The 22253-nt window shown below is 62.3% G+C and carries 23 protein-coding genes and 1 pseudogene; 10 read left to right on the top strand and 14 right to left on the bottom strand.

Features of this window, described 5'->3' with window-relative positions:
• Positions 1–5: 5 nt before the first annotated feature.
• Genes ACZRMO_RS21640 through ACZRMO_RS21630 form a run of 3 tightly spaced genes read right to left on the bottom strand, consistent with a single transcriptional unit; the run spans position 6 to position 2079 of the window.
• A complete protein-coding gene (locus ACZRMO_RS21640; RefSeq protein WP_463974171.1) occupies positions 6–605 on the bottom strand; it encodes an HAD family hydrolase in 600 nt (199 codons plus the stop codon).
• Positions 602–1471 (bottom strand): acyl-CoA thioesterase II, encoded by an 870-nt coding sequence (gene tesB / locus ACZRMO_RS21635; RefSeq protein WP_207043212.1) that lies wholly within the window; start codon positions 1469–1471, stop codon positions 602–604. Before tesB ends, ACZRMO_RS21640 begins: the two co-directional genes overlap by 4 nt.
• 38 nt (positions 1472–1509) lie before the next feature.
• Entirely contained in the window at positions 1510–2079 is a 570-nt protein-coding gene (locus tag ACZRMO_RS21630) for a GNAT family N-acetyltransferase (RefSeq protein ID WP_463974170.1), read from the bottom strand.
• A 75-nt stretch (positions 2080–2154) separates the two neighbouring features.
• On the opposite strand from ACZRMO_RS21630, the gene ACZRMO_RS21625 reads away from it, so the two are divergent.
• Both ACZRMO_RS21625 and ACZRMO_RS21620 read left to right on the top strand, forming a co-directional pair.
• Positions 2155–3075 carry a histone deacetylase family protein gene (locus ACZRMO_RS21625; protein ID WP_257783385.1) on the top strand — a complete coding sequence of 307 codons (921 nt, stop codon included), beginning with the start codon at positions 2155–2157 and terminating at the stop codon, positions 3073–3075.
• Positions 3076–3246: 171 nt separating this feature from the next.
• On the top strand, positions 3247–4473 hold the full coding sequence (locus tag ACZRMO_RS21620; protein WP_463974169.1) for a TIGR03862 family flavoprotein: 1227 nt from the start codon (positions 3247–3249) through the stop codon (positions 4471–4473).
• 125 nt (positions 4474–4598) lie between these two features.
• On the opposite strand, the gene ACZRMO_RS21615 is transcribed toward ACZRMO_RS21620, so the two are convergent.
• Together ACZRMO_RS21615 and yedA are read right to left on the bottom strand one after the other, a co-directional pair.
• Positions 4599–5933 carry a DEAD/DEAH box helicase gene (locus ACZRMO_RS21615; protein WP_463974168.1) on the bottom strand — a complete coding sequence of 445 codons (1335 nt, stop codon included), beginning with the start codon at positions 5931–5933 and terminating at the stop codon, positions 4599–4601.
• A 47-nt stretch (positions 5934–5980) separates the two neighbouring features.
• Positions 5981–6877, bottom strand: coding sequence for a drug/metabolite exporter YedA (yedA, locus tag ACZRMO_RS21610; RefSeq protein ID WP_463974167.1), 897 nt, complete (start codon positions 6875–6877; stop codon positions 5981–5983).
• A gap of 160 nt (positions 6878–7037) precedes the next feature.
• Here yedA and ACZRMO_RS21605 point away from each other — a divergent pair, with 160 nt between their 5' ends.
• Entirely contained in the window at positions 7038–7499 is a 462-nt protein-coding gene (locus ACZRMO_RS21605) for an Lrp/AsnC family transcriptional regulator (RefSeq protein WP_463974166.1), read from the top strand.
• A gap of 80 nt (positions 7500–7579) precedes the next feature.
• Here ACZRMO_RS21605 and ACZRMO_RS21600 read toward each other — a convergent pair whose 3' ends face one another.
• The 4 genes from ACZRMO_RS21600 to ACZRMO_RS21585 all read right to left on the bottom strand — a co-directional run bounded on the left by ACZRMO_RS21600 (position 7580) and on the right by ACZRMO_RS21585 (position 10064).
• The gene (locus tag ACZRMO_RS21600; RefSeq protein ID WP_463974165.1) at positions 7580–7837 is read right to left on the bottom strand and encodes an acyl carrier protein; all 258 of its coding nucleotides are present in this window, start codon (positions 7835–7837) and stop codon (positions 7580–7582) included.
• A gap of 247 nt (positions 7838–8084) precedes the next feature.
• On the bottom strand, positions 8085–8696 hold the full coding sequence (locus ACZRMO_RS21595) for a 3'-5' exonuclease (protein ID WP_463974164.1): 612 nt from the start codon (positions 8694–8696) through the stop codon (positions 8085–8087).
• A gap of 25 nt (positions 8697–8721) precedes the next feature.
• On the bottom strand, positions 8722–9198 hold the full coding sequence (locus ACZRMO_RS21590) for a LabA-like NYN domain-containing protein (RefSeq protein ID WP_124527830.1): 477 nt from the start codon (positions 9196–9198) through the stop codon (positions 8722–8724).
• 128 nt (positions 9199–9326) lie between these two features.
• Positions 9327–10064, bottom strand: coding sequence for a DUF2076 domain-containing protein (locus tag ACZRMO_RS21585; protein ID WP_207043204.1), 738 nt, complete (start codon positions 10062–10064; stop codon positions 9327–9329).
• A gap of 180 nt (positions 10065–10244) precedes the next feature.
• On the opposite strand from ACZRMO_RS21585, the gene ACZRMO_RS21580 reads away from it, so the two are divergent.
• The 3 genes from ACZRMO_RS21580 (at position 10245) to ACZRMO_RS21570 (ending at position 13211) form a co-directional block, all read left to right on the top strand.
• A complete protein-coding gene (locus ACZRMO_RS21580; protein WP_207043203.1) occupies positions 10245–10904 on the top strand; it encodes a YciC family protein in 660 nt (219 codons plus the stop codon).
• Between the two features lie 40 nt (positions 10905–10944).
• Positions 10945–12030, top strand: a complete 1086-nt coding sequence (locus ACZRMO_RS21575) for an endonuclease/exonuclease/phosphatase family protein (RefSeq protein ID WP_463974163.1) — start codon at positions 10945–10947, stop codon at positions 12028–12030.
• Positions 12031–12191: 161 nt separating this feature from the next.
• Complete coding sequence (locus ACZRMO_RS21570) at positions 12192–13211, top strand: alpha/beta hydrolase (RefSeq protein WP_463974162.1); 1020 nt, start codon at positions 12192–12194, stop codon at positions 13209–13211.
• Positions 13212–13224: 13 nt separating this feature from the next.
• Here the strand turns inward: ACZRMO_RS21570 and ACZRMO_RS21565 are convergent.
• Positions 13225–13320, bottom strand: a pseudogene (locus ACZRMO_RS21565) (N-acetyltransferase); the annotation flags it as partial.
• An 11-nt stretch (positions 13321–13331) separates the two neighbouring features.
• The gene (gene hrpB / locus ACZRMO_RS21560; protein ID WP_463974161.1) at positions 13332–15839 is read right to left on the bottom strand and encodes an ATP-dependent helicase HrpB; all 2508 of its coding nucleotides are present in this window, start codon (positions 15837–15839) and stop codon (positions 13332–13334) included.
• A gap of 254 nt (positions 15840–16093) precedes the next feature.
• Between hrpB and ACZRMO_RS21555 the strand changes: the two genes are divergently transcribed.
• Together ACZRMO_RS21555 and ACZRMO_RS21550 are read left to right on the top strand one after the other, a co-directional pair.
• Entirely contained in the window at positions 16094–16513 is a 420-nt protein-coding gene (locus ACZRMO_RS21555; protein ID WP_463974160.1) for a polyribonucleotide nucleotidyltransferase, read from the top strand.
• Between the two features lie 15 nt (positions 16514–16528).
• Positions 16529–17422 (top strand): cation diffusion facilitator family transporter, encoded by an 894-nt coding sequence (locus tag ACZRMO_RS21550; protein ID WP_017735656.1) that lies wholly within the window; start codon positions 16529–16531, stop codon positions 17420–17422.
• On the opposite strand, the gene ACZRMO_RS21545 is transcribed toward ACZRMO_RS21550, so the two are convergent.
• A complete protein-coding gene (locus tag ACZRMO_RS21545) occupies positions 17419–18495 on the bottom strand; it encodes a DUF6515 family protein (RefSeq protein ID WP_463974159.1) in 1077 nt (358 codons plus the stop codon). The genes ACZRMO_RS21550 and ACZRMO_RS21545 overlap by 4 nt on opposite strands.
• Positions 18496–18910: 415 nt before the next feature.
• On the opposite strand from ACZRMO_RS21545, the gene ACZRMO_RS21540 reads away from it, so the two are divergent.
• Positions 18911–19390, top strand: coding sequence for an Lrp/AsnC family transcriptional regulator (locus tag ACZRMO_RS21540; protein WP_017735654.1), 480 nt, complete (start codon positions 18911–18913; stop codon positions 19388–19390).
• A 221-nt stretch (positions 19391–19611) separates the two neighbouring features.
• Positions 19612–19821, top strand: coding sequence for a DUF2788 domain-containing protein (locus tag ACZRMO_RS21535; protein WP_025999909.1), 210 nt, complete (start codon positions 19612–19614; stop codon positions 19819–19821).
• Here the strand turns inward: ACZRMO_RS21535 and ACZRMO_RS21530 are convergent.
• Together ACZRMO_RS21530 and amn are read right to left on the bottom strand one after the other, a co-directional pair.
• Positions 19816–20451: a pseudouridine synthase gene (locus tag ACZRMO_RS21530; RefSeq protein WP_463974158.1), complete on the bottom strand. Its 636-nt coding sequence runs from the start codon at positions 20449–20451 to the stop codon at positions 19816–19818. The two genes, ACZRMO_RS21535 and ACZRMO_RS21530, sit on opposite strands and share 6 nt — an antisense overlap.
• Positions 20452–20522: 71 nt before the next feature.
• Positions 20523–21995, bottom strand: coding sequence for an AMP nucleosidase (gene amn, locus ACZRMO_RS21525; RefSeq protein WP_163011824.1), 1473 nt, complete (start codon positions 21993–21995; stop codon positions 20523–20525).
• Positions 21996–22253 lie beyond the last annotated feature (258 nt).

Genomic DNA, 22253 nt, shown 5'->3' with positions numbered 1-22253 from the left:
GATCTTCATTGTTTGGGCTGGATCATCCGGCGCAGCACCGAGCAATCCTCAGCATGCCAATCGACAAGTGCCGGCCACGGGTTCTCCGGCAAGTTGACCAACACCGTGCGCGTCCCCGCCGCCCGGCCGCAATCCAGGTCAAAGCGGTAATCCCCGACCATCACCATCTCTCCCGGCGCCACATCCCACGCCGCCGCCAGCTTCAACAACCCATCCGGGTCCGGCTTCGGCTTGGCATCGTCACGCCCCAGTACATCCTCGGCGGCAAAACAGTCCGCCAGGCCAATCGCCTGTAAGGTGATGTGTGCCAATTCCCGTGCGTTGCGGGTCAGGATGCCCAGACGATAACCGCGCCCGGCCAATTCGCGCACCAGGTCCACGGCGCCGTCTGCGGCCACCGAACCCAGCGCCAGCTCGCGCTCATGCTCCAGCAACCACGCATGCTTGGCCGCCGCGACCTCCTTGGGCAACGCCGCCAGGTGGGTGAGGATGTCGTCCTCGGGTGGAATCTCCAGCGCCTCGCGAATCGCCGCAAAATCATGCACGGCCACCGTGAGGGTGCCGTCCATGTCGAATACCCAGTGCTTAACGTCTGCCAGGCTCATGCCCAATCCTTGCGATGGCGGATCAAACCTTCCTGGGTCACCGACGCCACCAATTGCCCGGCGCGGTTGTACACGCTGCCCCGGGAGAACCCACGGGAATTGCCGGCCCACGGGCTGTCCATGGCGTACAGCAACCAGTCATCGGCGCGCAGGTCGGCGTGGAACCACAGTGCGTGGTCAAGGCTGGCGACCTGCATGTCTTTCTGCCACACGGTCTTGCCATGGGGCAACAGCGAGGTGGTCAGCAAACCGAAGTCCGACGCGTAGGCCAGCAGGTATTTGTGCAGCGCAGGCGTGTCAGCCAGGGCGCCATCGGCACGAAACCACACGTACTTGACCGGGTCGGACGGCTGCGGGTTGAACGGGTCTTTTTCGGTGACCGGGCGCACTTCGATGGGCTTGGGGCACAGCAGCTTGTCGCGCATATGCTCGGGGATCAGGTGCGCACGTTGCTGGGTCAACTCCAGCTCCGACGGCAGGTTTTCCGGGCCGACCACCACGGGCATGGTGCTCTGGTGCGAGAAGCCCTCTTCGTCGTACTGGAACGAGGCGCTGCAGGTGAAGATCGGGTTGCCCTTCTGGATCGCAGTGACGCGGCGCGTGCTGAAACTGCCGCCATCACGTACGCGGTCCACCGAATACACCACCGGCAACTTTGCATCGCCGGGGCGCAGGAAATAACCATGCAGGGAGTGCACGTGCCGCGCTTCTTCTACGGTCTGGCTGGCAGCCGACAGCGACTGGCCGAGCACCTGACCGCCGAACAGTTGGCGAAAACCCAGGTCCTGGCTGCGGCCGCGAAAGAGGTTTTCCTCGATCGGCTCCAGGGTCAGCAGGTCCACCAGATCTTCCAATACTTGGCTCATAGAGCAACTCCTACAATCTATGGGGCATTCCGGGCTGCTTATCCGTGCAGCGTGTCCAACCATTGGGCGCGGGTGATGCGGTACAACACATGATGGCGCAGCGGGTCATCGGCTGCGACCTTGGGGTGTGCAAAATCTGCCTGGGGATCGTAATGCATACCGATGGCCTGCATGACTTTTTGTGAGGGCATGTTGGCTTCGGTGGTGAAGGCGACGATTTCATCCAGTTGCAAGCGATCGAATCCCGCGCGTAGTGCGGTCCAGGCCGCCTCGCTCGCGTAACCCAGGCCCCAATGCTCGCGGGCCAGGCGCCAGCCGATCTCGACCGCCGGGGTGAACGCCGCGTCAAAGCTGACATTCAGCAGCCCGGTGAGGCCGATGAACTCGCCTGTATCCTTGCGCTGCAAGGCCCACAGGCCAAAGCCGTATTCGGCGAAGTGGCCGCGAATCCGCCCGATCAGCGCGGCGCTTTCCAGGTGGCTCAATTTGGTCGGAAAGTAGCGCATCACCTGGTCGTCGGCGCACATGCGCGCAAACTCAGGCAGGTCGCTGTCGCGCCATTGGCGCAGCACCAGCCTTGCGCTTTCCAGTTCGAGTATCGGCTCCATGGGTCCCCTCCCTTGCCATGTGCGTGAGTGTACAACGCGGGTAAGATCCGTCGCAGGTTCCCATCAGAAAATCCCATGCCTTTGCCACTGATCTACCACGATGACTACAGCCCCGAGTTCCCGGCGGACCACCGCTTCCCCATGGACAAGTTCCGCCTGTTGCGTGACCACCTCGTGTCCAGCGGGCTGACCGAGGACAGCCAACTGCTGCGCCCGCAGTTGTGCCCACCCGAGATCCTGGCCCTGGCCCATGACCCCGGCTACATCGCACGCTACATGGGCGGCGAATTGTCCCGCGAAGACCAGCGCCGCCTCGGCCTGCCCTGGAACGAAGCCCTGGCCCGGCGCACGGTGCGCGCGGTCGGCGGTTCGATACTCGCCGCTGAACAGGCGCTAGAGCACGGCCTGGCGTGCCACTTGGCCGGTGGCACCCACCACGCCCACTACGACTACCCAGCGGGCTTTTGCATCTTCAATGACCTGGCGGTGATCAGCCATTACCTGCTGGCCAGCGGCCGGGTCAACCGCGTGCTGATCTTCGACTGCGACGTGCACCAGGGGGATGGCACCGCACGCATCCTCCACGACACGCCGGACGCCATCACCGTGTCGCTGCACTGCGAAAAGAACTTCCCCGCGCGCAAGGCCCAAAGCGACTGGGACATCCCGCTGCCCATGGGCATGGGCGACGCCGATTACCTCAAGGTGGTGGATGACGCACTCAACTACCTGCTGCCGCTCTACCAGCCGGACCTGGTGCTGTACGACGCCGGCGTCGATGTGCACAAGGACGACGCCCTCGGTTACCTCAAGCTGACAGACCAAGGCGTGGCCGCCCGCGATGAAAGCGTGATGCGCCACTGCCTGGGCCGCGACATCCCGGTGATGGGCGTGATCGGCGGCGGCTACAGCAAAGACCGCCCTGCCCTGGCCCGGCGCCATGGCATCCTGCACCACAGCGCACAACGGGTATGGGCGTCATCAGGCTGTCATTGAGTTGTGAGCGTTACCCACAATGCCTGTGGAACGGCCTGTGGATAACTTGAGCGTAAGCCGCTGTAAGCCAGCAACCGTATAGCTTGTAGGAAGCTGTACGTTTTTTGATCAGTTGTTTGTGTTGTCGTCGGGTAGAATGCTCGCCCTGTTTATTTGACCGTAGCCCTTGCCATGCCCCAGACCCCACCTCAACACGTCACTATCATCGGCGGCGGCCCTGCCGGGCTGATGGCCGCCGAAGTCTTGAGCCAGGCGGGGCTGCGCGTGGATGTGTACGACGGCATGCCATCCGTAGGCCGCAAATTCCTGCTGGCCGGCGTCGGCGGCATGAACATCACCCACTCCGAAGCTTACCCGGCGTTCCTGTCGCGCTATGCCGAACGCGCACCGCAGATGGCGCCGTTGCTGCGTGGGTTTGGTGCCGAGGCGTTGTGCGAATGGATACATGGGCTGGGTATCGAAACCTTTGTCGGCACCTCCGGCCGTGTGTTTCCTACCGACATGAAAGCTGCGCCGTTACTGCGCGCCTGGCTCAAACGCCTGCGGGACCAGGGCGTGGTTATCCACACCCGCCATCGTTGGACCGGCTGGAATGCCAGCGGTGATTTACTTATCCACAGTCCCGACGGCGAAAAAACTGTCCACAGCGATGCCGTGCTGCTGGCCCTCGGTGGCGGCAGTTGGTCGCGCCTGGGTTCCGACGGGGCCTGGCTCACGTTGCTCGAAGACAAAGGCGTGCGCAATGCGCCGCTGCAACCCAGCAACTGTGGCTTCGAGGTGTCGGCCTGGAGCGAGTTGATGGTCAGCAAATTCGCCGGTGCACCGTTGAAAAACGTCGCCATCGGCTTGGGTGACGACAAACCTCGGCTCGGCGAGTGCGTGGTCACCGCCAGCGGTATCGAGGGCAGCCTGATTTACGCGCTGTCGGCACCGATACGCGAGGCGATCAACCAGACCGGCTCAGCCACGGTGCATATCGACCTGTTGCCAAGCAAGCCTGTGGACAAGATTCACGCCGCGCTGGCCAAACCCCGTGGTTCGCGTTCGATGAGCAAACACTTGCACAGCCAGTTGGGGCTGGACGGTGTGAAGGCGGCGCTGTTACGGGAGTTGGCGCCTGCTGAACACTTCAATGATCCGGCGCTGTTGGCTGTGGATATCAAGGCCCTGCCGCTGACCCTGGTGAACACCCGGCCGATGGACGAAGCGATCAGCACCGCTGGCGGCGTGCCGTTCGAAGCGTTGGATGAGCGCTTGATGCTCAAGCAATTGCCCGGGGTGTTTTGTGCGGGGGAGATGCTGGACTGGGAAGCGCCGACGGGTGGGTATTTGCTGACGGGGTGTTTTGCCAGTGGGCGAGCGGCTGGGCGGGGGATGGTGGAGTGGCTTAAGCGTTGAGATGATCGTCCCCACGCTCTGCGTGGGGATGCATCGGGTGACGCTCCGCGTCACAGGGACGCAGAGCGTCCGAGGCGGCATTCCCACGCGGAGCGTGGGAACGATCAATCAGCCTCACCGAAAAATCACTTCTTCTTACGCGGTCCGGTATTAAACACAGGCACCTTGCGCACCGGCTTGATCGACGGCTCCGACGGCGCCACTTCACCGCTGTCCACCCACTTGCCCAGGTTGCGCTTACCGCCACCACCGGAAGCTTTTGGCTTCTTCGGCTTTTTAGGCTTCTTCACCACCTGCCCGCTGGCATCGGTGTCCGGCACGCGGTGTTCCGGTTCGAAGTCCGGCTCCATCTTGCGGGTCAACGTCTGACGCGTGAGCATCTCGATGGCCGACAGCATGTTCACTTCATCGGCACACACCAGAGAAATTGCCTCGCCGGTGTTGCCCGCACGGCCGGTACGACCGATACGGTGGATGTAGTCCTCCGCCACGATCGGCAGGTCGAAGTTGATCACCAGCGGCAGGTCTTCGATATCCAGGCCACGGGCTGCCACGTCGGTGGCCACCAGGATCTGCACTTCGCTGGCCTTGAAGCGGTCCAGCGCACGTTGGCGCGTGGCTTGGGGCTTGTCGCCATGGATGCCGTCGGCGTTGATGCCCAGGCCCTGCAACTTGTCCACCAGCGCGTCCACGCCGTTACGGGTCTTGGCGAACACCAGCACCTGCTTCCAACGGCCCTTGCGCATCAGGTGCACAAACAGCTCCGGCTTGCGCTTCTTGTCCACCGGCACCACCCATTGCTTCACGGTGTTGGCAGCGACGTTGCGCGGGCTGACTTCGATGCTCAGCGGGTCGTTGAGCATCTGCCCGGCGAGCAGGCGGATGTCATCGGAGAATGTGGCGGAGAACAGCAAGGTCTGGCGCTTTTTCGGCAGCATGCGGTAGATGTTCGCCAGCTCTTCGGAGAAGCCCAGGTCGAGCATGCGGTCGGCTTCGTCCAGCACCAGGGTTTGCAGCTGATTGAGCTTCAGCGCGTTCTGGCGGAACAGGTCGATCAGGCGGCCAGGGGTGGCGACCAGAATGTCGACGCCCTTGCGCAGCTTCATCATCTGCGGGTTGATGCTCACGCCGCCGTAAACCGCGTAAGTAGTCAGCGGCAGGTTTTGCGCGTACTCGGCGACGCTGGCGTGGACCTGCTCGGCCAGCTCGCGGGTCGGGCACAGGATCAGTGCACGCGCCGAGTTGGCGGCGACTTTCGGCCCTTCCATGGTCAGCAGTTGCAGCAGCGGCAGGGCGAAACCGGCGGTCTTGCCGGTGCCGGTCTGGGCCGCAGCCATCAGGTCGCGACCTGCCAACACCGCCGGAATGGCTTGCGCCTGCACCGGCGTCGGGGTCTGGTAGCCAAGCGTCTCAAGGGCGCGCAGCAAGGGTTCGATCAGGCCAAGGGAGGCGAAAGTCATGTAGTTACCGTAGGAAAATTCAGCGCAAGCACGCAATGCGCCGCAGTTTACCTTATTTCGGGCTTGGGCTTGCGCCACTGGGGCAGGCTGATCAGCAGGACGGCGCTGATGATCACCAGCATCGCCAGGGCTTCTTCCATGCCAATGGTCTCGCCAACGAACACAATCCCGAGCAATACCGCCACCGCCGGGTTCACATAGGCGTAACTGGTCGCCGCTGCCGGACGGACGTGCTTGAGCAGGTACATATAGGCGTTGAAGGCGATGATCGAACCGAACACGGCCAGGTAGGCCAGAGCCAGCCAGCCTTCTACGGGTGGCATGGCGTGCAGGCGTTCACCGGTGAGCGCGCTGCCGATCAGCAGCGTTACGCCCGCCACCAACATCTCCGCCGCGCTGGCCATTGCACCCTGGGGCAACGGCAAGCGTCGGCTCCACACAGAACCGAACGCCCACGAAGCGGCCGCGAACAGCAGCAACGCAGCGCCCATCGGGCTCGATTGCAAGGTGCTGCCCATGTTGAGCATGGCAATGCCGGCAATCCCCAAAATAACCCCGGCCCATTCCAGACGAGTATTACGTGCACCCCAGAAATATCCACAGAGCAAGGTAAACAACGGCACCGTCGCCACCGCCAGCGCGGCCACCCCGGACGACACCCCGGAATGCTCGGCCAACGTCACCGCTCCGTTGCCGAAGGTCAGCAGCAAAATGCCGATCTTCGCGCACGCCTTCCACTGCTCCCACGTCGGCGCCGGCACCCCGCGCCAGCGCAGATAGCCATACATCACCGCCCCCGCCGCCAAAAAGCGAATCCCGCCGAGCATCAGCGGCGGCCAGTACTCCACGCCGATGCGGATCACCAGGTAAGTGGAACCCCAGATCACATACAACGCAAAAAAAGCGGCGATCAACGGTAAGGGAAAGCGACTGGGGCCAGGCATTGGGCGGCTCTATGGCAGGAGATGGGATGCTTATTCTAAAAAGGCAGGCCCTTAAACATAAGTTACAAAACCTGTTTAAACCGCCCATACACTTTTCAAAGCATGGTTATGAAGGCTATAACCCGTACTTTCGAAAGCCACGCGTGACTGGAGCCTTATCATGGACAAATACGACCGCATGCTCCTCAGCGCCCTGCTTGCCGACGGTCGTGCGTCCTACGCCCAACTGGCGCGCACCGTGAACCTCTCGGCACCGGCCGTGGCGGAACGGGTGGCCAAGTTGGAAGCCAGTGGAGTCATCACGGGATATCAAGCCAAGGTGGATCTATCCAAGGTCGGCTTGCCGATTCAGTGTGTGATTGAACTGAGGTTGACCAATCACGGCAGCCAGAAGGTGTATGACGCCCTGGCGGAAATCCCCGAGCTGACGGAATGCCATCGGGTGACGGGAGACCCGTGCGTGATCATGCAAGCGGCAGTGGGCTCGATGCCGGAGTTGGAAAACCTGATCAACCGGGTGGCGAAGTTCGGGTTCAGCAAGACGTCGATCATCTTGTCGAGTGCGATAGAGCGGCGGGTGCCGTTGGCGCAGTTGGAGGGCAATGGGAAAAGTGGTGGCTGAGCCACCGCCATCGCGGGCAAGCCCGGCTCCCACAGTTGAAATGCATTCCAACTGTGGGAGCTGGCTTGCCTGCGATGACGTCAGTTACCCAACAGCGGACTTGAGCGCTGTTCAATCAAATCGACAATCTGCTTGATCGTGGTGATGTGATCCCAATCCTCCTGGGTCGCGCGCAGGTTGAATTGCCACTTGATCTGCATGATGAAACAGGTCAGGTCGTCATCGATGATCTTGAAATCATGGATGAAGTCCGTTTGCTCTGATACTTGGCTATGGTCGATGAAGCCAATGATATCGACGAACAACTGAATGACGTTTTCGCTGATCTGAGCCCTCATTTCGCCAATCTCCTTGCCCTCTTCCAATATCGAAACAGATACCAGACTTGGTGGAGATGGCGAAAGTGGTCGTGGATCAGGCGCTGGACTGCACACAGTCTCGATGAACGACACATGACCCCTGTGGGAGCGGGCTTGCTCGCGAAAGCGGTGTGTCAGTCACTATATCTGGCGACTGACACACCGCTTTCGCGAGCAAGCCCGCTCCCACACTTGGATCTTCTGTGTTCTTGGGATTGTGGTGGGATTAGAACCCGCGATGTTTCTTGAGGTGTTCGGTGATTTTTGCCGCAGGGACTTTCTGCAAGCTGCACAGCAAGTCATGGGACAGTTCACGCAAGCCATGCGTCCCACGCAGCTCCTGCGCCAGATGCGCCGTAAGGTTCGCCGCCATCTCCGCATCCGCCATCGCCCGGTGAGCTTTACCGGTGTGGGGCAGTTGGGCAAAGGTGTTCAACGTGCCGAGCTTGTGATTCGGCGCCGAAGGCATCAGCCGCCGCGCCAGCAGCAACGAACAGGCAAATTTCTGCAAACGGGTGCGGCGGATCAAACCCAGTTCAAAGTCCCAGAACTTCTGGTCGAACGCGGCGTTGTGCGCCAGCAGCGGCGTTGTGCCGACGAACTCATTGACCTCGTTCATCACCCGCTCCGCCGGTGGCGCGCTGCGCAGCATGGCGTTGCTGATGCCGGTCAGTTGTTCGATGAACGCGGGCACGTGCACGCCGGTTTTCATCAGGCTCTGGTAGCGGTCCACGATCTGGCCATGCTCAAGGATGACCACGGCGATTTCCGTGGCGCGGCACTGGCTGCTGGGGCTGATGCCGGTGGTTTCAAAGTCGATGACCGCTATACGTTCCAAACCTGTTCCAACTCCGTCTAACTATTTATTTGAGCAGCAACGCGCCTTCGATCGGCACGTAGCGGCTGGCGGCGCGTATCAGCGAATTGGCCGTCAGCCCGGGCACGCCGTAGGCCACGGCTTCGACGCCATGCTTGTTGATGATGCGTTCGAGCAGCATGTCGAAATCACCGTCACCGGAAGCCAGGACGATTTCATCGACATGGTCGGCGGCGTCCATGATGTCGAGGGTGATGCCCACGTCCCAATCGCCCTTGGCCGAGCCGTCGCTGCGCTGGATGTAGGGCTTGAGTTTTACCGTGAAGCCCAGGTTGCGCAGGATCTGCTGGAATTGCTGCTGCTTGCTGTCGCCCCGGTCGATGGCATACGCGTACGCCTCGACGATCTGCCCGCGCGAGCTGATGTCAGCCCACAGGGCGGCGTAGTTGAAGTGGCAGCCATACGCTTGGCGCACGGTGTAGTAGAGGTTTTGTACATCGGCGAACACTGCAATTTTCTTCACCGCACTTCCCCATGACAGCCACTTGGATGCCGGGCGCGCACGCCCGCAAAGGCGCCAGTATGCCAGCCATGGGGGCGTTTCCGAGAAAAATCAGCCCGGCGCGACGAAGCGCGCCGGGCTTGGGAGGGTCAGACGAAGGAATCGTCGTCGCCATCGGTGAATGAATCGTCGGAATAATCGCTGTCGGCAAAGCTGTCCGAGTTGTTGCTGCCCCAGTTGTCGTTGCCGGCAAACTTCTGGTCATCGTTGCCCCAGCCACCTTGATCGCTGGCCGGTGCCGGTTGTTCGATGATTTCTTCCACCACCTGCGGCTGCTGGTTGTGATGGAACAGGCTGCTGATGCCTTCGGCCAGCAACACACCACCGGCCACGCCAGCAGCGGTTTTCATCGCGCCGCCGAGGAAGCCACTGCCCACCGGCGCGGCGGCGGGTGGCTGTTGATAACTTTGTTGCGGCGCAGGCGGCTGGCTGAATGACGGACGCGTCGGCTCACGCCAGCCACCCGACGATGGCGCCGCGCTTTGGGCCGGTGGCTGTTCACGGGAACCGCCGCCACCAAAGATGCTCGACAAGAAGCCACCGCTGCTCGGCGCTGCGGCGGGTGCCGCTTGGGCTTTGGCGCGCTGTAACTCTTCCTGCAACTGCTGGATCTGCTGCGCCTGCTGCTTGTTCTGCGCGTCGAGGCTCTTGAGCGCATGTTCCTGCACCAGGATCGACTGGGTCATGTAGTACCCGGCCGCCGGTTGGCGCGTCATGTGCTCCTTGATCCGCGCTTCGGCCAGGGCGTCGCGGGGGGCTGAGTCCGTTTCGGCTTGTTGCAACCGTGAAAACAGTCCATCGATCAGGGTTTGCTCTTCGCTGTTCATGGCGACCTCGTTAGATTGCCGGTAAAAATCGTGGCCTCGCCTGACGTCAGGCTGAGTGCGATCTAGTTATGGGGGTGTTACGAGTTGTTTCAATGGTCTTTACGCAAGGTTTACGTTTGCGTCCCAAAGGTCACGATCGGTTAAAGTGTCGCCCTTGCTTTCAGGCCTGCGAAGAACTTGATGAATCCGTTAGACGTGCTGCGCGACTCCTTCCGTTTCACCCTCGGCAACCTGGGCGCCATCGTCCAGTTGTGCCTGCCGCTGGTGATCCTCGAAGCCCTGCTGCAACAAGTACTCGACCACACGCTGGGCGCGGACGCGTTCCCCGGCTACAGCGTGGTGGTGGGGTTGCTGGTGTACCCGCTGTACACCGGCGCCTTGATCCTGTTTCTCGACGCCCGCACCCGTGGCGAGTCGCCGCGCACCAAGGATGTATGGGCCATGGCCCTGACCCTGTGGCCGCGCTTTGCGCTGCTGACGGCCATGAGCACGCTGTTGATCCTGCTGGGGCTGTCGCTGTATTTCCTGCCAGGGTTGTGGTTGATGGTGGTGCTGGCGTTTGCCGAATACCTGCTGGTACTGCGCGGCATGTCGGCACTGGAAGCGATGAAGGAAAGCTTGCGCCTGACCCGCGGGCATTTCTGGCGCATCCTGGTGTGCCTGCTGTGCGTGATGACGCCGCTGTGGCTGCTCAAGGGTGCCAGTGTCGCGGCCTACCCAACGCCGGCGCCGCTGCTCGGGTTGGTGATGGACAGCGCCCACAGCTTCCTGCAACTGTTCACCAGCGTGGTGTTGTTCCGTTTATTCATGCTGATCGGTGGCGATGCCGACGCGCGGTGATATGCTCCGTGCCACCTCTGAAACGCCATAAGCCGAGCCGATGACCCGTTTATTGCGCATCACCCTGCTGGGCCTGCTGATCAGCGCAGGCCTGCTCACCGCCCTGATCTACAGCCTGACCTGGCGCCCCGAACTCAAGGAAACCCTGCCCGTCAGCTGCGTGGCACCGCGTGCGCCGACCCTGTTGCCGGGGCAGGCGCTCAAGGTCATGACTTGGAACGTGCAGTACCTGGCCGGCAAGAACTACGTCTTCTGGTACGACACCGCCGACGGCAGCGGCCCTGACGAACGCCCCACCGTCGAAGACATGGCCTTCAGCCTCGACGAAGTGGCTCGGGTGATCCGCGACGAACAACCCGACATCCTGTTGTTGCAGGAACTCGACGAAAACGCCAAACCCTCCCACTATCAGGACCAGCTTGCCTTGTTGCAGGAACGCCTGGTCGACCTCTACCCCTGCAGCGCCCAGGCCTTCGACTGGAAAGCCGACTTCGTCCCCGACCGGCACATCTTCGGCAGCGTCGGCCGCAAGCTGGCGACCCTCAGCCGCTACCAGATCGAACACGCCGAGCGCCTGCAATTGCCTGCGCCCGAGGCCAATATCCTCAGCCGTCAGTTCCAACCCAAGCCGGCCCTGCTGCTGACTTACCTGCCGCTGAGCGACGGTGGCCAACTGGCAGTGCTCAACACCCGCCTGGACGGCAACGCGCCCGGGCGCAGTGCCGTGCAAGGGCAAGTGCAGGCCACACTCAAGCTGCTGGATAAATTCGAAGGCCGGGGCACACCCTGGTTGATCGGCGGGGATTTCAACCTGCTGCCGCTGGGGCAATTCCTACGCCTGGACGCGGCTAAACGCGGGCAGTATTCGCCAGACAGCGAGCTGCATCTGCTGTGGGACAAATACCCGATGATCCCGAGCAACAGCCAGTCCAGCGGCATTGACCGTGAGAAATGGCTGACGAACTTCCCCAATGACCCGAGCATTGATGGCCCGGATCGTACACTCGACTATCTGTTCTACAGCCCGCGCATCAAGCGAGTGGAAGCCAGGGTCCGGCAGGATGATACGTTGCGCATCTCCAACCATCTCCCCGTGATTGCACGCTTCCTACTGCCCACCTTGTAACACCTCTGAAATTGTCCCCTCAAAGGGGACAATTAATCTCGAATCAGCCCAATTGTCTCTCACTCAATAGGGCCGTAAATTTACTTCCAAGCCAGCACGCAGACAGCCCGAGGCGCTGAAGCGGCTCCCCAATTCCAATACTTCAAGTGAGCGCAAACGACATGAACACTTTCAAAAAAGCCCTGACCGCCACCCTCCTTGCCCTGTCCATCGGCAGCGCTTACGCGGCTGACACCGCCGTGCCCGAGCATCAGACCCAGGCGTTTCTCAACGCCCTCGCAGCCGGCGGCGGTCGCCCTCTGGAGCAACTGAGCCCCAAGGATGCCCGTGCGGTGCTGACCGGAGCGCAGAACTCGGTGAAGGTGGACATGTCGGGCATTGAAGTCAGCGACAAGACGATCAAGGCTGATGGCCAGACCATCAAGCTGACCATCGTGCGCCCCGCCAACGTCAAGGGTGAGTTGCCGGTGTTCATGTACTTCCACGGCGGCGGCTGGGTGCTCGGCGACTACCCAACCCACGCCCGTTTGATTCGTGACCTGGTCGTAGGCTCTGGCGCCGTCGCGGTGTATGTGGACTACACGCCATCGCCAGAAGCGCATTACCCGACCGCCTTCAACCAGGCCTACGCCGCAACCCGCTGGGTGGCTGAGCATGGCAAGGAGATCAACGTCGATGGCAGCCGCCTGGCGGTGGCCGGCAATAGCGTCGGCGGCAACATGGCGGCGGTGGTGGCACTGAAAGCCAAGGAACAAAACACGCCGAAACTGCGTTTCCAACTGCTGCTGTGGCCAGTGACCGATGCCAATTTCGATACCCCTTCGTATAAGCAATACGCCGAAGGCCACTTCCTCACCAAAAACATGATGACCTGGTTCTGGGACAGCTACACCACCGACGCCAAGCAACGCGCCGAGATCTACGCTTCACCGCTGCGCGCCACCCATGCGCAACTGACTGGCCTGCCACCGGCGCTGGTACAAACCGCTGGGCTGGACGTACTGCGCGACGAAGGCGAGGCCTACGCCCGCAAACTGGACGCGGCCGGCGTGGACGTGACGGCGGTGCGCTACAACGGGATGATCCATGACTATGGCTTGCTCAACCCACTGAGCAATATTCCCGAAGTCAAAGCGGCCATGCGCCAGGCGGCGGGTGAGTTGAAGGCCCACCTGAACTGATTCACACACTTAACCTGTGGCGAGGGAGCTTGCTCCCGCTGGACTGCGCAGCAGTCCCCGTCTTTGGGGCCGCTTCGCGACCCAGCGGGAGCAAGCTCCCTCGCCACAACAGCGTTGCCCTTATTTACGTGGTTTTACTCGCGCAGTGGGCTCTGCCACCAGCGGGTCATCCGGCCAGTAATGCTTCGGATACCGGCCCTTCAGATCTTTCTTCACCTCGATGTAGGTACTGCGCCAGAAGTTCGCCAGATCCTGCGTCACCTGCACCGGCCTGCGCGCCGGGGACAGCAGATGCAACTTGACCACCTGGCGCCCGCCGGCAATACGCGGCGTGTCCGCCAGGCCGAACAATTCCTGCAGGCGCACCGCCAGAATTGGCGGCTGTTCGCTGTAGTCCAAACGCACCGATGAGCCCGACGGCACTTTCACATGCTGCGGCGCCAGTTCGTCGAGGCGCTGGGGCAGCGGCCAGGGCAACAGGTTGTGCAGGAAGCTGGAGATATCCAGGTTGGCAAAATGGCTAAGGCGCGAGACTTTGCCCAGGTAAGGCATCAGCCAGTGTTCGAGGCCTGCGAGCAAGGCGCTGTCACTGATGTCAGGCCATTCGCTGGTTTTGCCGGCATCGAGATGGCGCAGCAGCATGACGCGGGCTTGCCATTGGCGCAGCTCGGGTGTCCACGGCAGTAATTCCAGGCCTTTGCGCCGCACCAGGTTGACCAGCGCCTGGCTGCGCGCGGCTTCGTCGAGGCCGGTGAGGGGCTCTCGGCTCAGTACCAGCTCGCCGACTTTGCGCTGGCGTTCGGCACGCAGCACACCTTCGCGTTCGTCCCAGTCGAGTTGGTCGACATTGCGCACCTGCTCGGCGAGCACCGTGTCGAACAGCGCCGGATCAAAGTCCGCCGCGAGGTAGATGCGCTCTTCGCGCTGGCCCTGGCGGCTGCCGAGGTCAGCAATCACCAGCCACGCTTGTTTCATCAGGCTGTCAGCTTCGGCGAACAGCGCCGCGCGGCCATTGGCCAGGCGATATTCGGCGCCACCGGGGCGACGTTGCTGGGCGACGCGGTCCGGGTAGGCCAGCGCCAGCAAGGCGCCGAGCCAGCGCGGGTGATCAGGGTCGGCCACCGGTTGCGTGGCCTTGCCTCTTAAATAGCCACGGTATTGCCGCGCCAATTGCTTGGCCCGTTGCACGCCACCCTGGGTACCACGGGCCCGCTCTTCACCGGAAAGCAGCGCCAGACGACTGTGCAAATCAGCCCCGCCACCGCGCAGGATATCGCGTTCCCCCAACAATGCCGCGACGTCGCATGCCGTGGTCGCCAGCCCCAGGTCCTGCCCGCGCAACAACAAATGGGCGATGCGCGGATGGGCCGGTAGTTCGGCCATTTTCTGACCGTGGGCGGTGAGTTTGTCGTCATTCAAGGCGCCAAGCCGCACCAGCAAATCCTGGGCCTGGGCATACGCGGCGGTGGGCGGCACATCCAGCCACACCAGTTGCGTGGGCATGACGCCCCAGCGCGCCAGTTGCAAGGCCAGGCCGGCGAGGTCGGCGGCGAGGATTTCCGCGCTGCCATACGCAGCGAGGCCTTCATGTTGGTCTTCGGACCACAACCGGTAACACACTCCCGGCTCCAAGCGCCCGGCCCGACCGGCACGCTGGGTCGCACTGGCGCGGGAGATGCGCTGGGTGTCGAGGCGGGTCATGCCGCTACCCGGGTCGAAGCGCGGCACCCGCGCCAGCCCGGCGTCGATCACCACGCGCACGCCGTTGATGGTCAGGCTGGTCTCGGCGATGTTGGTGGCCAGCACCACTTTGCGTTTGCCGGCAGGCGCCGGGTCGATGGCCGCGCGTTGGGCGTTGAGGTCGAGCTCGCCGTGCAGCGGGCAGAGCAGCACATCGGTGCGCTCACCGAGGGCGTCAGCCAGCTGCTGGTTGACCCGACGAATCTCCGCTTGGCCCGGTAGGAAAACCAACACACTGCCTGCCTCATCGTGCAAGGCTTCAAGGATGGTCTGCACCAGGCGCGGCTCGATAAATTCGCCGGCCTGATACGGCCGCCCCCAACGCATCTGCACCGGGAACATGCGCCCTTCGCTGCGCAGGATCGGCGCGTTGTCGAGCAAGCCGGACAGGCGCTCGCCTTCGAGGGTGGCGGACATCAGCAGGATTTTCAGCGGCTGCTCATCGCGAAACAGGTCGCGGCCGTTGAGGCTCAGGGCCAGCGCGAGGTCGGCGTCGAGGCTGCGCTCGTGGAACTCGTCAAAGATCAGCAGCCCCACGCCGTCCAGCGCCGGGTCGTCCTGCAAGCGGCGGGTGAGGATGCCTTCGGTGACCACTTCGATGCGCGTATTGGGCCCGACTTTGCTGTCGAGACGGATGCGATAGCCGACGGTTTCGCCCACCTTTTCCCCCAGCTCGCTGGCCAGCCGTTCGGCGGCGGCGCGGGCGGCGAGGCGGCGGGGTTCGAGCATCAGGATGGTTTGCCCGGCCAGCCACGGCTCATTCAACAACGCCAACGGCACGCGGGTGGTTTTACCGGCACCGGGCGGCGCTTCCAGCACGGCTTCATGGCGATTCGCCAAGGCGTCACGCAGGGCGGGTAAAACATCATCGATCGGCAACGAATTCATACTGGCTCCAAAGCAGAGCGGCGAGTATAACGGCGAACTGCCGAGTGCCGGTGGTGGTCTCAGAAACGCCGCCCACTTCGATTGTGAATGCAATCAAAGGTGGGAGCTGGCTTGCCTGCGATAGCGGTGTATCAGTACCACATTGGTAGGCTGACCCACCGCTATCGCAGGCAAGCCAGCTCCCACATTGGATCGGCGTCGTTCAGCAGATCTGGCATATAGTCACTCTCAATACATGTTCAGGAGATTTCCCCATGCGTATCGCTTCCCGTGTCCTCGGCGGTGTCCTTGCCGTCACCCTGCTGAGCCAGTTGACGGCCTGCGGTTCGATCTTCTACCCGGATCGCCGTGGCCAGATCGACGGCAAGATCGACCCGACCATTGCCGTGCTCGACGCCGTGGGCCTGCTGTTCTACGTGATCCCTGGCCTGATCGCCTTTGGCGTGGACTTCGCCACCGGTGCGATCTACTTCGAACCGGGCAAGACCGCGCAAGTTGCACCAGAGAAACTCCACGAAGCCATCGGCGCTGACGGCAAGGTCGATAACGCCAAGCTGCAAACCATCATCCAGAAAGAAACCGGCCACACCCTGCCACTGGACGACCCGCGCATGATCCAGTTCAAGGGCAGCGTGCAACAACTCGCCTCTCTCGGCCTGCAACCCGCCGCCTAAGGATTCGACCCGTCTATGACCAGCAGCCCCGAACACGCCAGGCTCCTGCGCCTGGCCACCCGCGCTTCGGTCGGCGTGGCCTGCGCGCTGATTATCACCAAGGCCATCGCCTGGTGGCTCAGCGGCTCGGTGAGCATGCTCGCCGGGTTGACCGACTCGCTGCTGGACGGCGTCACCTCGCTGTTGAACTTGATCGCGGTGCACTACGCCCTGCGCCCGGCCGATGACGATCACCGTTACGGCCACGGCAAGGCGGAGTCACTGGCGGGCATGGCCCAGGCCCTGTTTATCGGCGGCAGTGCGGTGTTAATCGCGCTGCAAGCTTATGAGCGCTTGCAGCACCCGGAACCGGTCGGCGCGCCGTGGCTGAGCATTGGCGTGATCATTTTTTCACTGGTGCTGACGGTGGCGTTGCTGATGCTGCAACACCGGGTGGTCCGCGAAACCGGCTCCAACGCGGTGCGGGCCGACTCGCTGCACTATCGCTCGGACTTGCTGCTCAACGGCAGCATCCTGGTGGCGCTGGTGATTGCAGGCCTGGGCTTTCATCAGGTAGACGCGTGGTTCGGCCTGGGCATCGCCGCCTACATTTTGTGGAGTGCGATCCAGATCGCCCGGGAAAGCTTTGCAGTGTTGATGGACGAAGAGCTACCGGCGGACGTCAGCCAGCACATGCTGGAGCTGGCCCGCAGCGTACCGGGCGTGCTCGGCGCCCATGACTTGCGCACGCGCATCTCGGGCAACCATTGGTTTGTGCAATTGCACCTGGAGTTGCCGGGGGAATTGACGCTGTCGGTGGCCCACGCCATCAGCGACCAAGCCGCTGATGCCATTCACAACGCCTACCCGCGTGCCGAAGTGCTGGTGCACGCCGACCCGCGGGAAGTGGTCACAGGCAATAAAGCCTAGTACTGCACCTGGTACCCACGGCTGCTCAGGCAGTTGCCCTGGGCCTGGCGGTAGGTTTGCACCACCGCCGGGTCGGGGGCGTAGGTGACTTGTTGCGGGTCGAAGCCGCTTTGCTGCACGGCCCAGCGATAACAGTCATAACCGTCCTGCTGCACCTGGGCCGGTGACTGGCCGTTGGCGGGATAGGCCACCACGTCGTAGCCATTACCCTGCGGCGCCGGTTGTGGCGCGGGCACCTGCGTTGGCGGTTGCACCACCACGTACTGCTGGGAACTGCTTTCGTAGGTGTAATAGGCACCGGCCGCGAGGAAGAACAGCGCGCTGCCCACCCACACTTCCCGCGCGTAGTCCGGCAGGTATTGCACGCGGATGCCATACGGTGGCGTCACCACGACATAACGCGGGCCCTGCGGGCGATACCAGTAGCCACCGGAGAAGAAGTAATCCTGGCCACGGTAAGGCACGCGGTAGTTGCGGTCGGGGAAGCGGTCGATCACGTACCCAGGGCGATGCTGCGGGCCGGGGCCCCAGCCATTGCCGTGCCCGTCGGGGCGGCCTGGCCAGCGGTTGTCGCCAGGGCGGTTATTGTTGTAGCCGCCGCCGTTGTTGCCTGGGCGCGAGCCAGGGCCGCCAGCTTCCCAGTGCGAGTTGCCGTCGTTGCGGCGGGGGATGTCGCGGTAGTAGCCCTGGCGCGGTTCCTGGGTCTGGCGCACGGTGTCGGGGCGACTCTGGATCGGCAGGTTGTTCGATGGCTGCGGTTGCACGGGCCGACTCGGCTCATTGCCCGGCTGACGCCCCTGCCAACGGTCGTTCTGGCCACCGCGCTGTTCGAAATGCTGATTCTGCGGGCGAGGCTGATTGTTCTCCGGCCGTGGCTGGTTGTTTTCAGGCCTTGGCGCGTTGTTCTGCTGGCGTGGCTGTTCATTGCCCTGCTGTCGGCCGCCGCCCTGGCCGCGCTCATGCTGCCCCCCGCCTTCAGGCCGTGGTGTGTTATCACGCTCGTCGGCCACTGCTTGCGCGCCAACGGTGACCATCAGCAAACCTACACCTGTCAAACGCCAGATGCGCTTCATGCTATTCCTCACTGCGGATTAGGGCCTATCCATGAGACTGGAAAAGCACGGCCCGGTTCTCGGACAGGTTATCAGTCACGAGAAACATTTTCGCAGGCAAAAAGAAAGGGGTGACCCGTCGGCCACCCCTTGAGAACTTCGTCCTGGCTCAACGCTTTTGACGTTGGCTCACCTCACGCCGTCTTGTGGACAGTGTGCAGCCTGGAGGCCGGCTCAACCCTGCTGGGGTGGCGGCCGCAGCGGGCCTGATTGGGCGAGCTGCTGTGGACTGTTGTCCAGGCGGTGATTCTGTTGATAAAGATACCCGCCAGCGCCCGGCAGATGATTGCGAAGATTGCGTCAATAAACAGTGCTTGCGCAATTTTTAACCCTTCATAGATAATTCGCCGCAATAGTTACGACAAAGGCCAACCCAATGAGCAAGCTTGACCGATACGACCTGAGTATTTTGGCGGAATTGCAGCGTGACGCGCGGATCTCCAACCAGGAGTTGGCCGAACGCATCGGCTTGTCGCCGTCGCCGTGCTCGCGCCGGGTCAAGCAGTTGGAAGACGACGGCTACATCGCCCGACAGGTCGCCCTGCTCGACCGCAAGATGCTGGGCCTGAGCCTCACCGCCTACGTGCTGATCGGCATGGACCGACATACACCGGAGCGTTTCGAGAACTTCGAGGCAGCGATCCGCACCCTGCCCCAGGTGTTGGAATGCAGTTTGGTTACCGGGATGGATGCGGACTATCAGTTGAAGGTGGTGGTGCCGGATATGGATCACTACCAGAAACTGCTGCTGGGGCATCTCACGCGCATTGATGGCGTGACCAGTGTGCGGTCGAGCTTTGTGCTCAACCAAGTACTCAACAGCACCGAACTGCCGCTGACTCACCTGCGTACCTGATCTCAAGCACAATGAAGATCCCCTGTGGGAGCGGGCTTGTGTGGGAGCGGGCTTGCTCGCGAATACGGAGTGTCAGTCGCCACATGCGCTGACTGAACCACCGCTTTCGCGAGCAAGCCCGCTCCCACATTTGGATCGCACTTCGATCCAGGTCAATGTTGCGTCTGTAACGCTGCCGTATACTTGCCCGCCTGCCCTGTCGGAAGCCTCCCATGAACAACATCGACCCCGCCCTCTTCGAAGAATGGATGATGACCGGCCTGGTCACCATCCTCATCATTTTCATGGGCTTTATCGTCTGGGACCTGGCGAAGAAGTCCAAGGCCGGGCGCTTTGGCTCGTTCATCCTGTTCTTCGTGCTGGGCCTGGGTGTGGCCGCGTTCATCATCAAGAGCGTGGTGATCGGCCTGATCGAGTCCGGCGCCCTATAGGCGCGCCGGCACTTCCTTCCACTGGCCCTGGTCCAGGCCGTCGATCGTCCAATCGCCAATTCGCACCCGCACCAGGCGCAAAGTGGGCAAGCCCACTGCCGCCGTCATACGCCGAACCTGGCGGTTGCGCCCTTCTCGAATCACCAATTCCAGCCACGACGTGGGCACGCTTTTGCGAAAGCGTACCGGCGGGTTGCGCGGCCACAAATCGGGCTCGACCAACTGCCGGGCTTCGGCGGGCAAGGTCATGCCGTCGTTGAGTTCCACACCGGCACGCAGGCGTTGCAGTTGTTCTTCGCTCGGTTCGCCTTCCACCTGCACCCAATAGGTTTTCGCCAGCTTGTGCTTGGGGTCGGCAATCCGCGCCTGCAACTGGCCATCGTTGGTCAGCAGCAGCAAACCCTCGCTGTCACGGTCCAGGCGGCCCGCCGGGTAGATGCCGGGGATGTCGATGAAATCCCTGAGGGTCGCGCGCCCACCTTCGTCGCTGAACTGGGTCAGCACGTCGAATGGCTTGTTGAACAGGATCAGCTTCGGCTCGGCCGGCGGTGCCTTGGCAACGCGACGCGCAGCGGAATACGGGGGTTTCACGCCAGGGCGACGCGAATCGGGACGGGTGGGACGGGACATGGCAAAAGAACATCTAACGGTCAGGACCGACAATGCTAGTGGCCTGACCGTTAAATGACCATCCCAACCGCTTAGCGGAACGGCGGCTCGTCGAAGCTGCGCAGTTTGCGCGAGTGCAGCGAGTTGAGTTCGGTGCGCAGCAGATCCACCGCCTCGATGCCGATCTTCAAGTGCTGGCTCACCGCACGTTCATAGAACGCGTTGGCCGAACCCGGCAGCTTGATCTCGCTGTGCAGTGGCTTGTCCGACACACACAGCAACGTGCCGTACGGCACCCGCAAGCGATAACCCTGGGCGGCGATGGTGCCGCTTTCCATGTCCACCGCCACGGCGCGGGACAGGTTGATCAACGGCCGCTCCTGGGCCCAGCGCAGTTCCCAGTTACGGTCGTCGTAGGTCAGCACGGTGCCGGTGCGCAGGCGTTTTTTCAGCTCTTCGCCTTTTTCGCCGGTGACATTGGCCGCCGCTTGCTGCAAGGCCATCTGCACTTCGGCCAGGGCCGGGATGGGGATGTTCGGCGGCACCACCCGGTCGAGAATCCCATCGCGGCGCATATAAGCGTGGGCCAGTACGTAGTCACCGATGGTCTGGGATTGGCGCAGGCCGCCACAGTGGCCGATCATCAACCAGCAATGCGGACGCAGCACAGCCAGGTGATCGGTGATGTTCTTGGCGTTGGACGGGCCGACACCGATGTTTACCAGGGTCACGCCGTGGCCATCAGTGGCCTGCAAGTGATAGGCCGGCATCTGATAGCGGTGCCAGACCACGCCCGCCGCAATAGCAGACGCTTCGCCATGGTCCATGGCTTTGTCGATCACCACGTTGCCCGGCAGCACCATGCGAATAAAACGCGGGTCGCTGCGCAGTTGTTCCAGGCCATGCAGGATGAACTGGTCCACATAGCGGTGGTAGTTGGTCAGCAGGATCCACGGCTGCACATGGCGCCAGTCACTGCCGGTGTAGTGCACCAGGCGGCGCAGGGAAAAGTCCACGCGGGCCGCATCGAACAGCGCCAGGGGCAGCGGGTCGGTGTTTTCCCAGTCGTAGAGGCCGTCGGCGATGCCATCGGTGGCGGCCGACAGGTCGGTACTCGGGAACACGCGGGCCAGGGTCGCGGCAGTCACGCCGGAGCCGGCCAGTTCGTCGCCCTGCTCCACCACGTACGGGTACGGGATGTTCTGCTGGCTGACGCCCACCTCCACCGTCACGGTGAAGTCGTGCATCAGCGGCACCAGTTGCTCCAGCAAATACTTACGGAACGCGGCGGGATGGGTGACGGTGACGCTGTAGGTCCCCGGCAACTGGACCTTGGCGTACGCCCGGGTCGTCTGTGGGACTTCGCCGTGGCAGTGGTAGGTCAGGCGCAGTTCCGGATAGCGAAACAGCGCGCGTTGTTCGGCGTCGGGTTCGACGCGGTCTTTGAGGTATTGCTTGAGGGCTTGGTTGAGCGCGCCGGTAGCACGCTCATGCAGAGCCGCCAGCCGGTCCACGGCTTCTTCGGCGGATTGAACGACAACAAAAGCTTCGGTCACGGTAAGCATCCTGTGTTCTGACGTGCAGGCCTTTATCTTGCCTGTATCCCGGGCTCACTGAAACAGTGCAATTTGGAATGCGATTAATAATGTGGGAGCGGGCTTGCTCGCGAATGCGGTGGGTCAGCTACTGAATAGGTGACTGATACACCGCATTCGCGAGCAAGCTGAACTGGCCTAATGATTTTGGACACTTCAATCGGGCGCTATGATAGCGCCCAAATCTGAGGTGTTTGGATATGCGTAAATCTTATTCGAGTGAGTTCA

The sequence above is a fragment of the Pseudomonas sp. B611 genome (assembly GCF_055407965.1).
The sequence above is the reverse complement of the archived record's forward strand: the minus strand, read 5'-3'. Positions and strand labels throughout refer to the sequence as shown.

Coding starts and splice junctions, on each gene's coding strand:
- ACZRMO_RS21620 (WP_463974169.1), top strand. CDS start 3,247: ATGCCCCAGACCCCACCTCAACACGTCACTATCATCGGCGGCGGCCCT.
- ACZRMO_RS21600 (WP_463974165.1), bottom strand. CDS start 7,837: ATGAGGGCTCAGATCAGCGAAAACGTCATTCAGTTGTTCGTCGATATC.
- ACZRMO_RS21625 (WP_257783385.1), top strand. CDS start 2,155: ATGCCTTTGCCACTGATCTACCACGATGACTACAGCCCCGAGTTCCCG.
- ACZRMO_RS21630 (WP_463974170.1), bottom strand. CDS start 2,079: ATGGAGCCGATACTCGAACTGGAAAGCGCAAGGCTGGTGCTGCGCCAA.
- ACZRMO_RS21530 (WP_463974158.1), bottom strand. CDS start 20,451: ATGTCCCGTCCCACCCGTCCCGATTCGCGTCGCCCTGGCGTGAAACCC.
- ACZRMO_RS21640 (WP_463974171.1), bottom strand. CDS start 605: ATGAGCCTGGCAGACGTTAAGCACTGGGTATTCGACATGGACGGCACC.
- amn (WP_163011824.1), bottom strand. CDS start 21,995: ATGCTTACCGTGACCGAAGCTTTTGTTGTCGTTCAATCCGCCGAAGAA.
- ACZRMO_RS21570 (WP_463974162.1), top strand. CDS start 12,192: ATGAACACTTTCAAAAAAGCCCTGACCGCCACCCTCCTTGCCCTGTCC.
- ACZRMO_RS21545 (WP_463974159.1), bottom strand. CDS start 18,495: ATGAAGCGCATCTGGCGTTTGACAGGTGTAGGTTTGCTGATGGTCACC.
- ACZRMO_RS21555 (WP_463974160.1), top strand. CDS start 16,094: ATGCGTATCGCTTCCCGTGTCCTCGGCGGTGTCCTTGCCGTCACCCTG.
- ACZRMO_RS21585 (WP_207043204.1), bottom strand. CDS start 10,064: ATGAACAGCGAAGAGCAAACCCTGATCGATGGACTGTTTTCACGGTTG.
- ACZRMO_RS21615 (WP_463974168.1), bottom strand. CDS start 5,933: ATGACTTTCGCCTCCCTTGGCCTGATCGAACCCTTGCTGCGCGCCCTT.
- hrpB (WP_463974161.1), bottom strand. CDS start 15,839: ATGAATTCGTTGCCGATCGATGATGTTTTACCCGCCCTGCGTGACGCC.
- ACZRMO_RS21580 (WP_207043203.1), top strand. CDS start 10,245: ATGAATCCGTTAGACGTGCTGCGCGACTCCTTCCGTTTCACCCTCGGC.
- ACZRMO_RS21550 (WP_017735656.1), top strand. CDS start 16,529: ATGACCAGCAGCCCCGAACACGCCAGGCTCCTGCGCCTGGCCACCCGC.
- ACZRMO_RS21575 (WP_463974163.1), top strand. CDS start 10,945: ATGACCCGTTTATTGCGCATCACCCTGCTGGGCCTGCTGATCAGCGCA.
- tesB (WP_207043212.1), bottom strand. CDS start 1,471: ATGAGCCAAGTATTGGAAGATCTGGTGGACCTGCTGACCCTGGAGCCG.
- ACZRMO_RS21605 (WP_463974166.1), top strand. CDS start 7,038: ATGGACAAATACGACCGCATGCTCCTCAGCGCCCTGCTTGCCGACGGT.
- yedA (WP_463974167.1), bottom strand. CDS start 6,877: ATGCCTGGCCCCAGTCGCTTTCCCTTACCGTTGATCGCCGCTTTTTTT.
- ACZRMO_RS21540 (WP_017735654.1), top strand. CDS start 18,911: ATGAGCAAGCTTGACCGATACGACCTGAGTATTTTGGCGGAATTGCAG.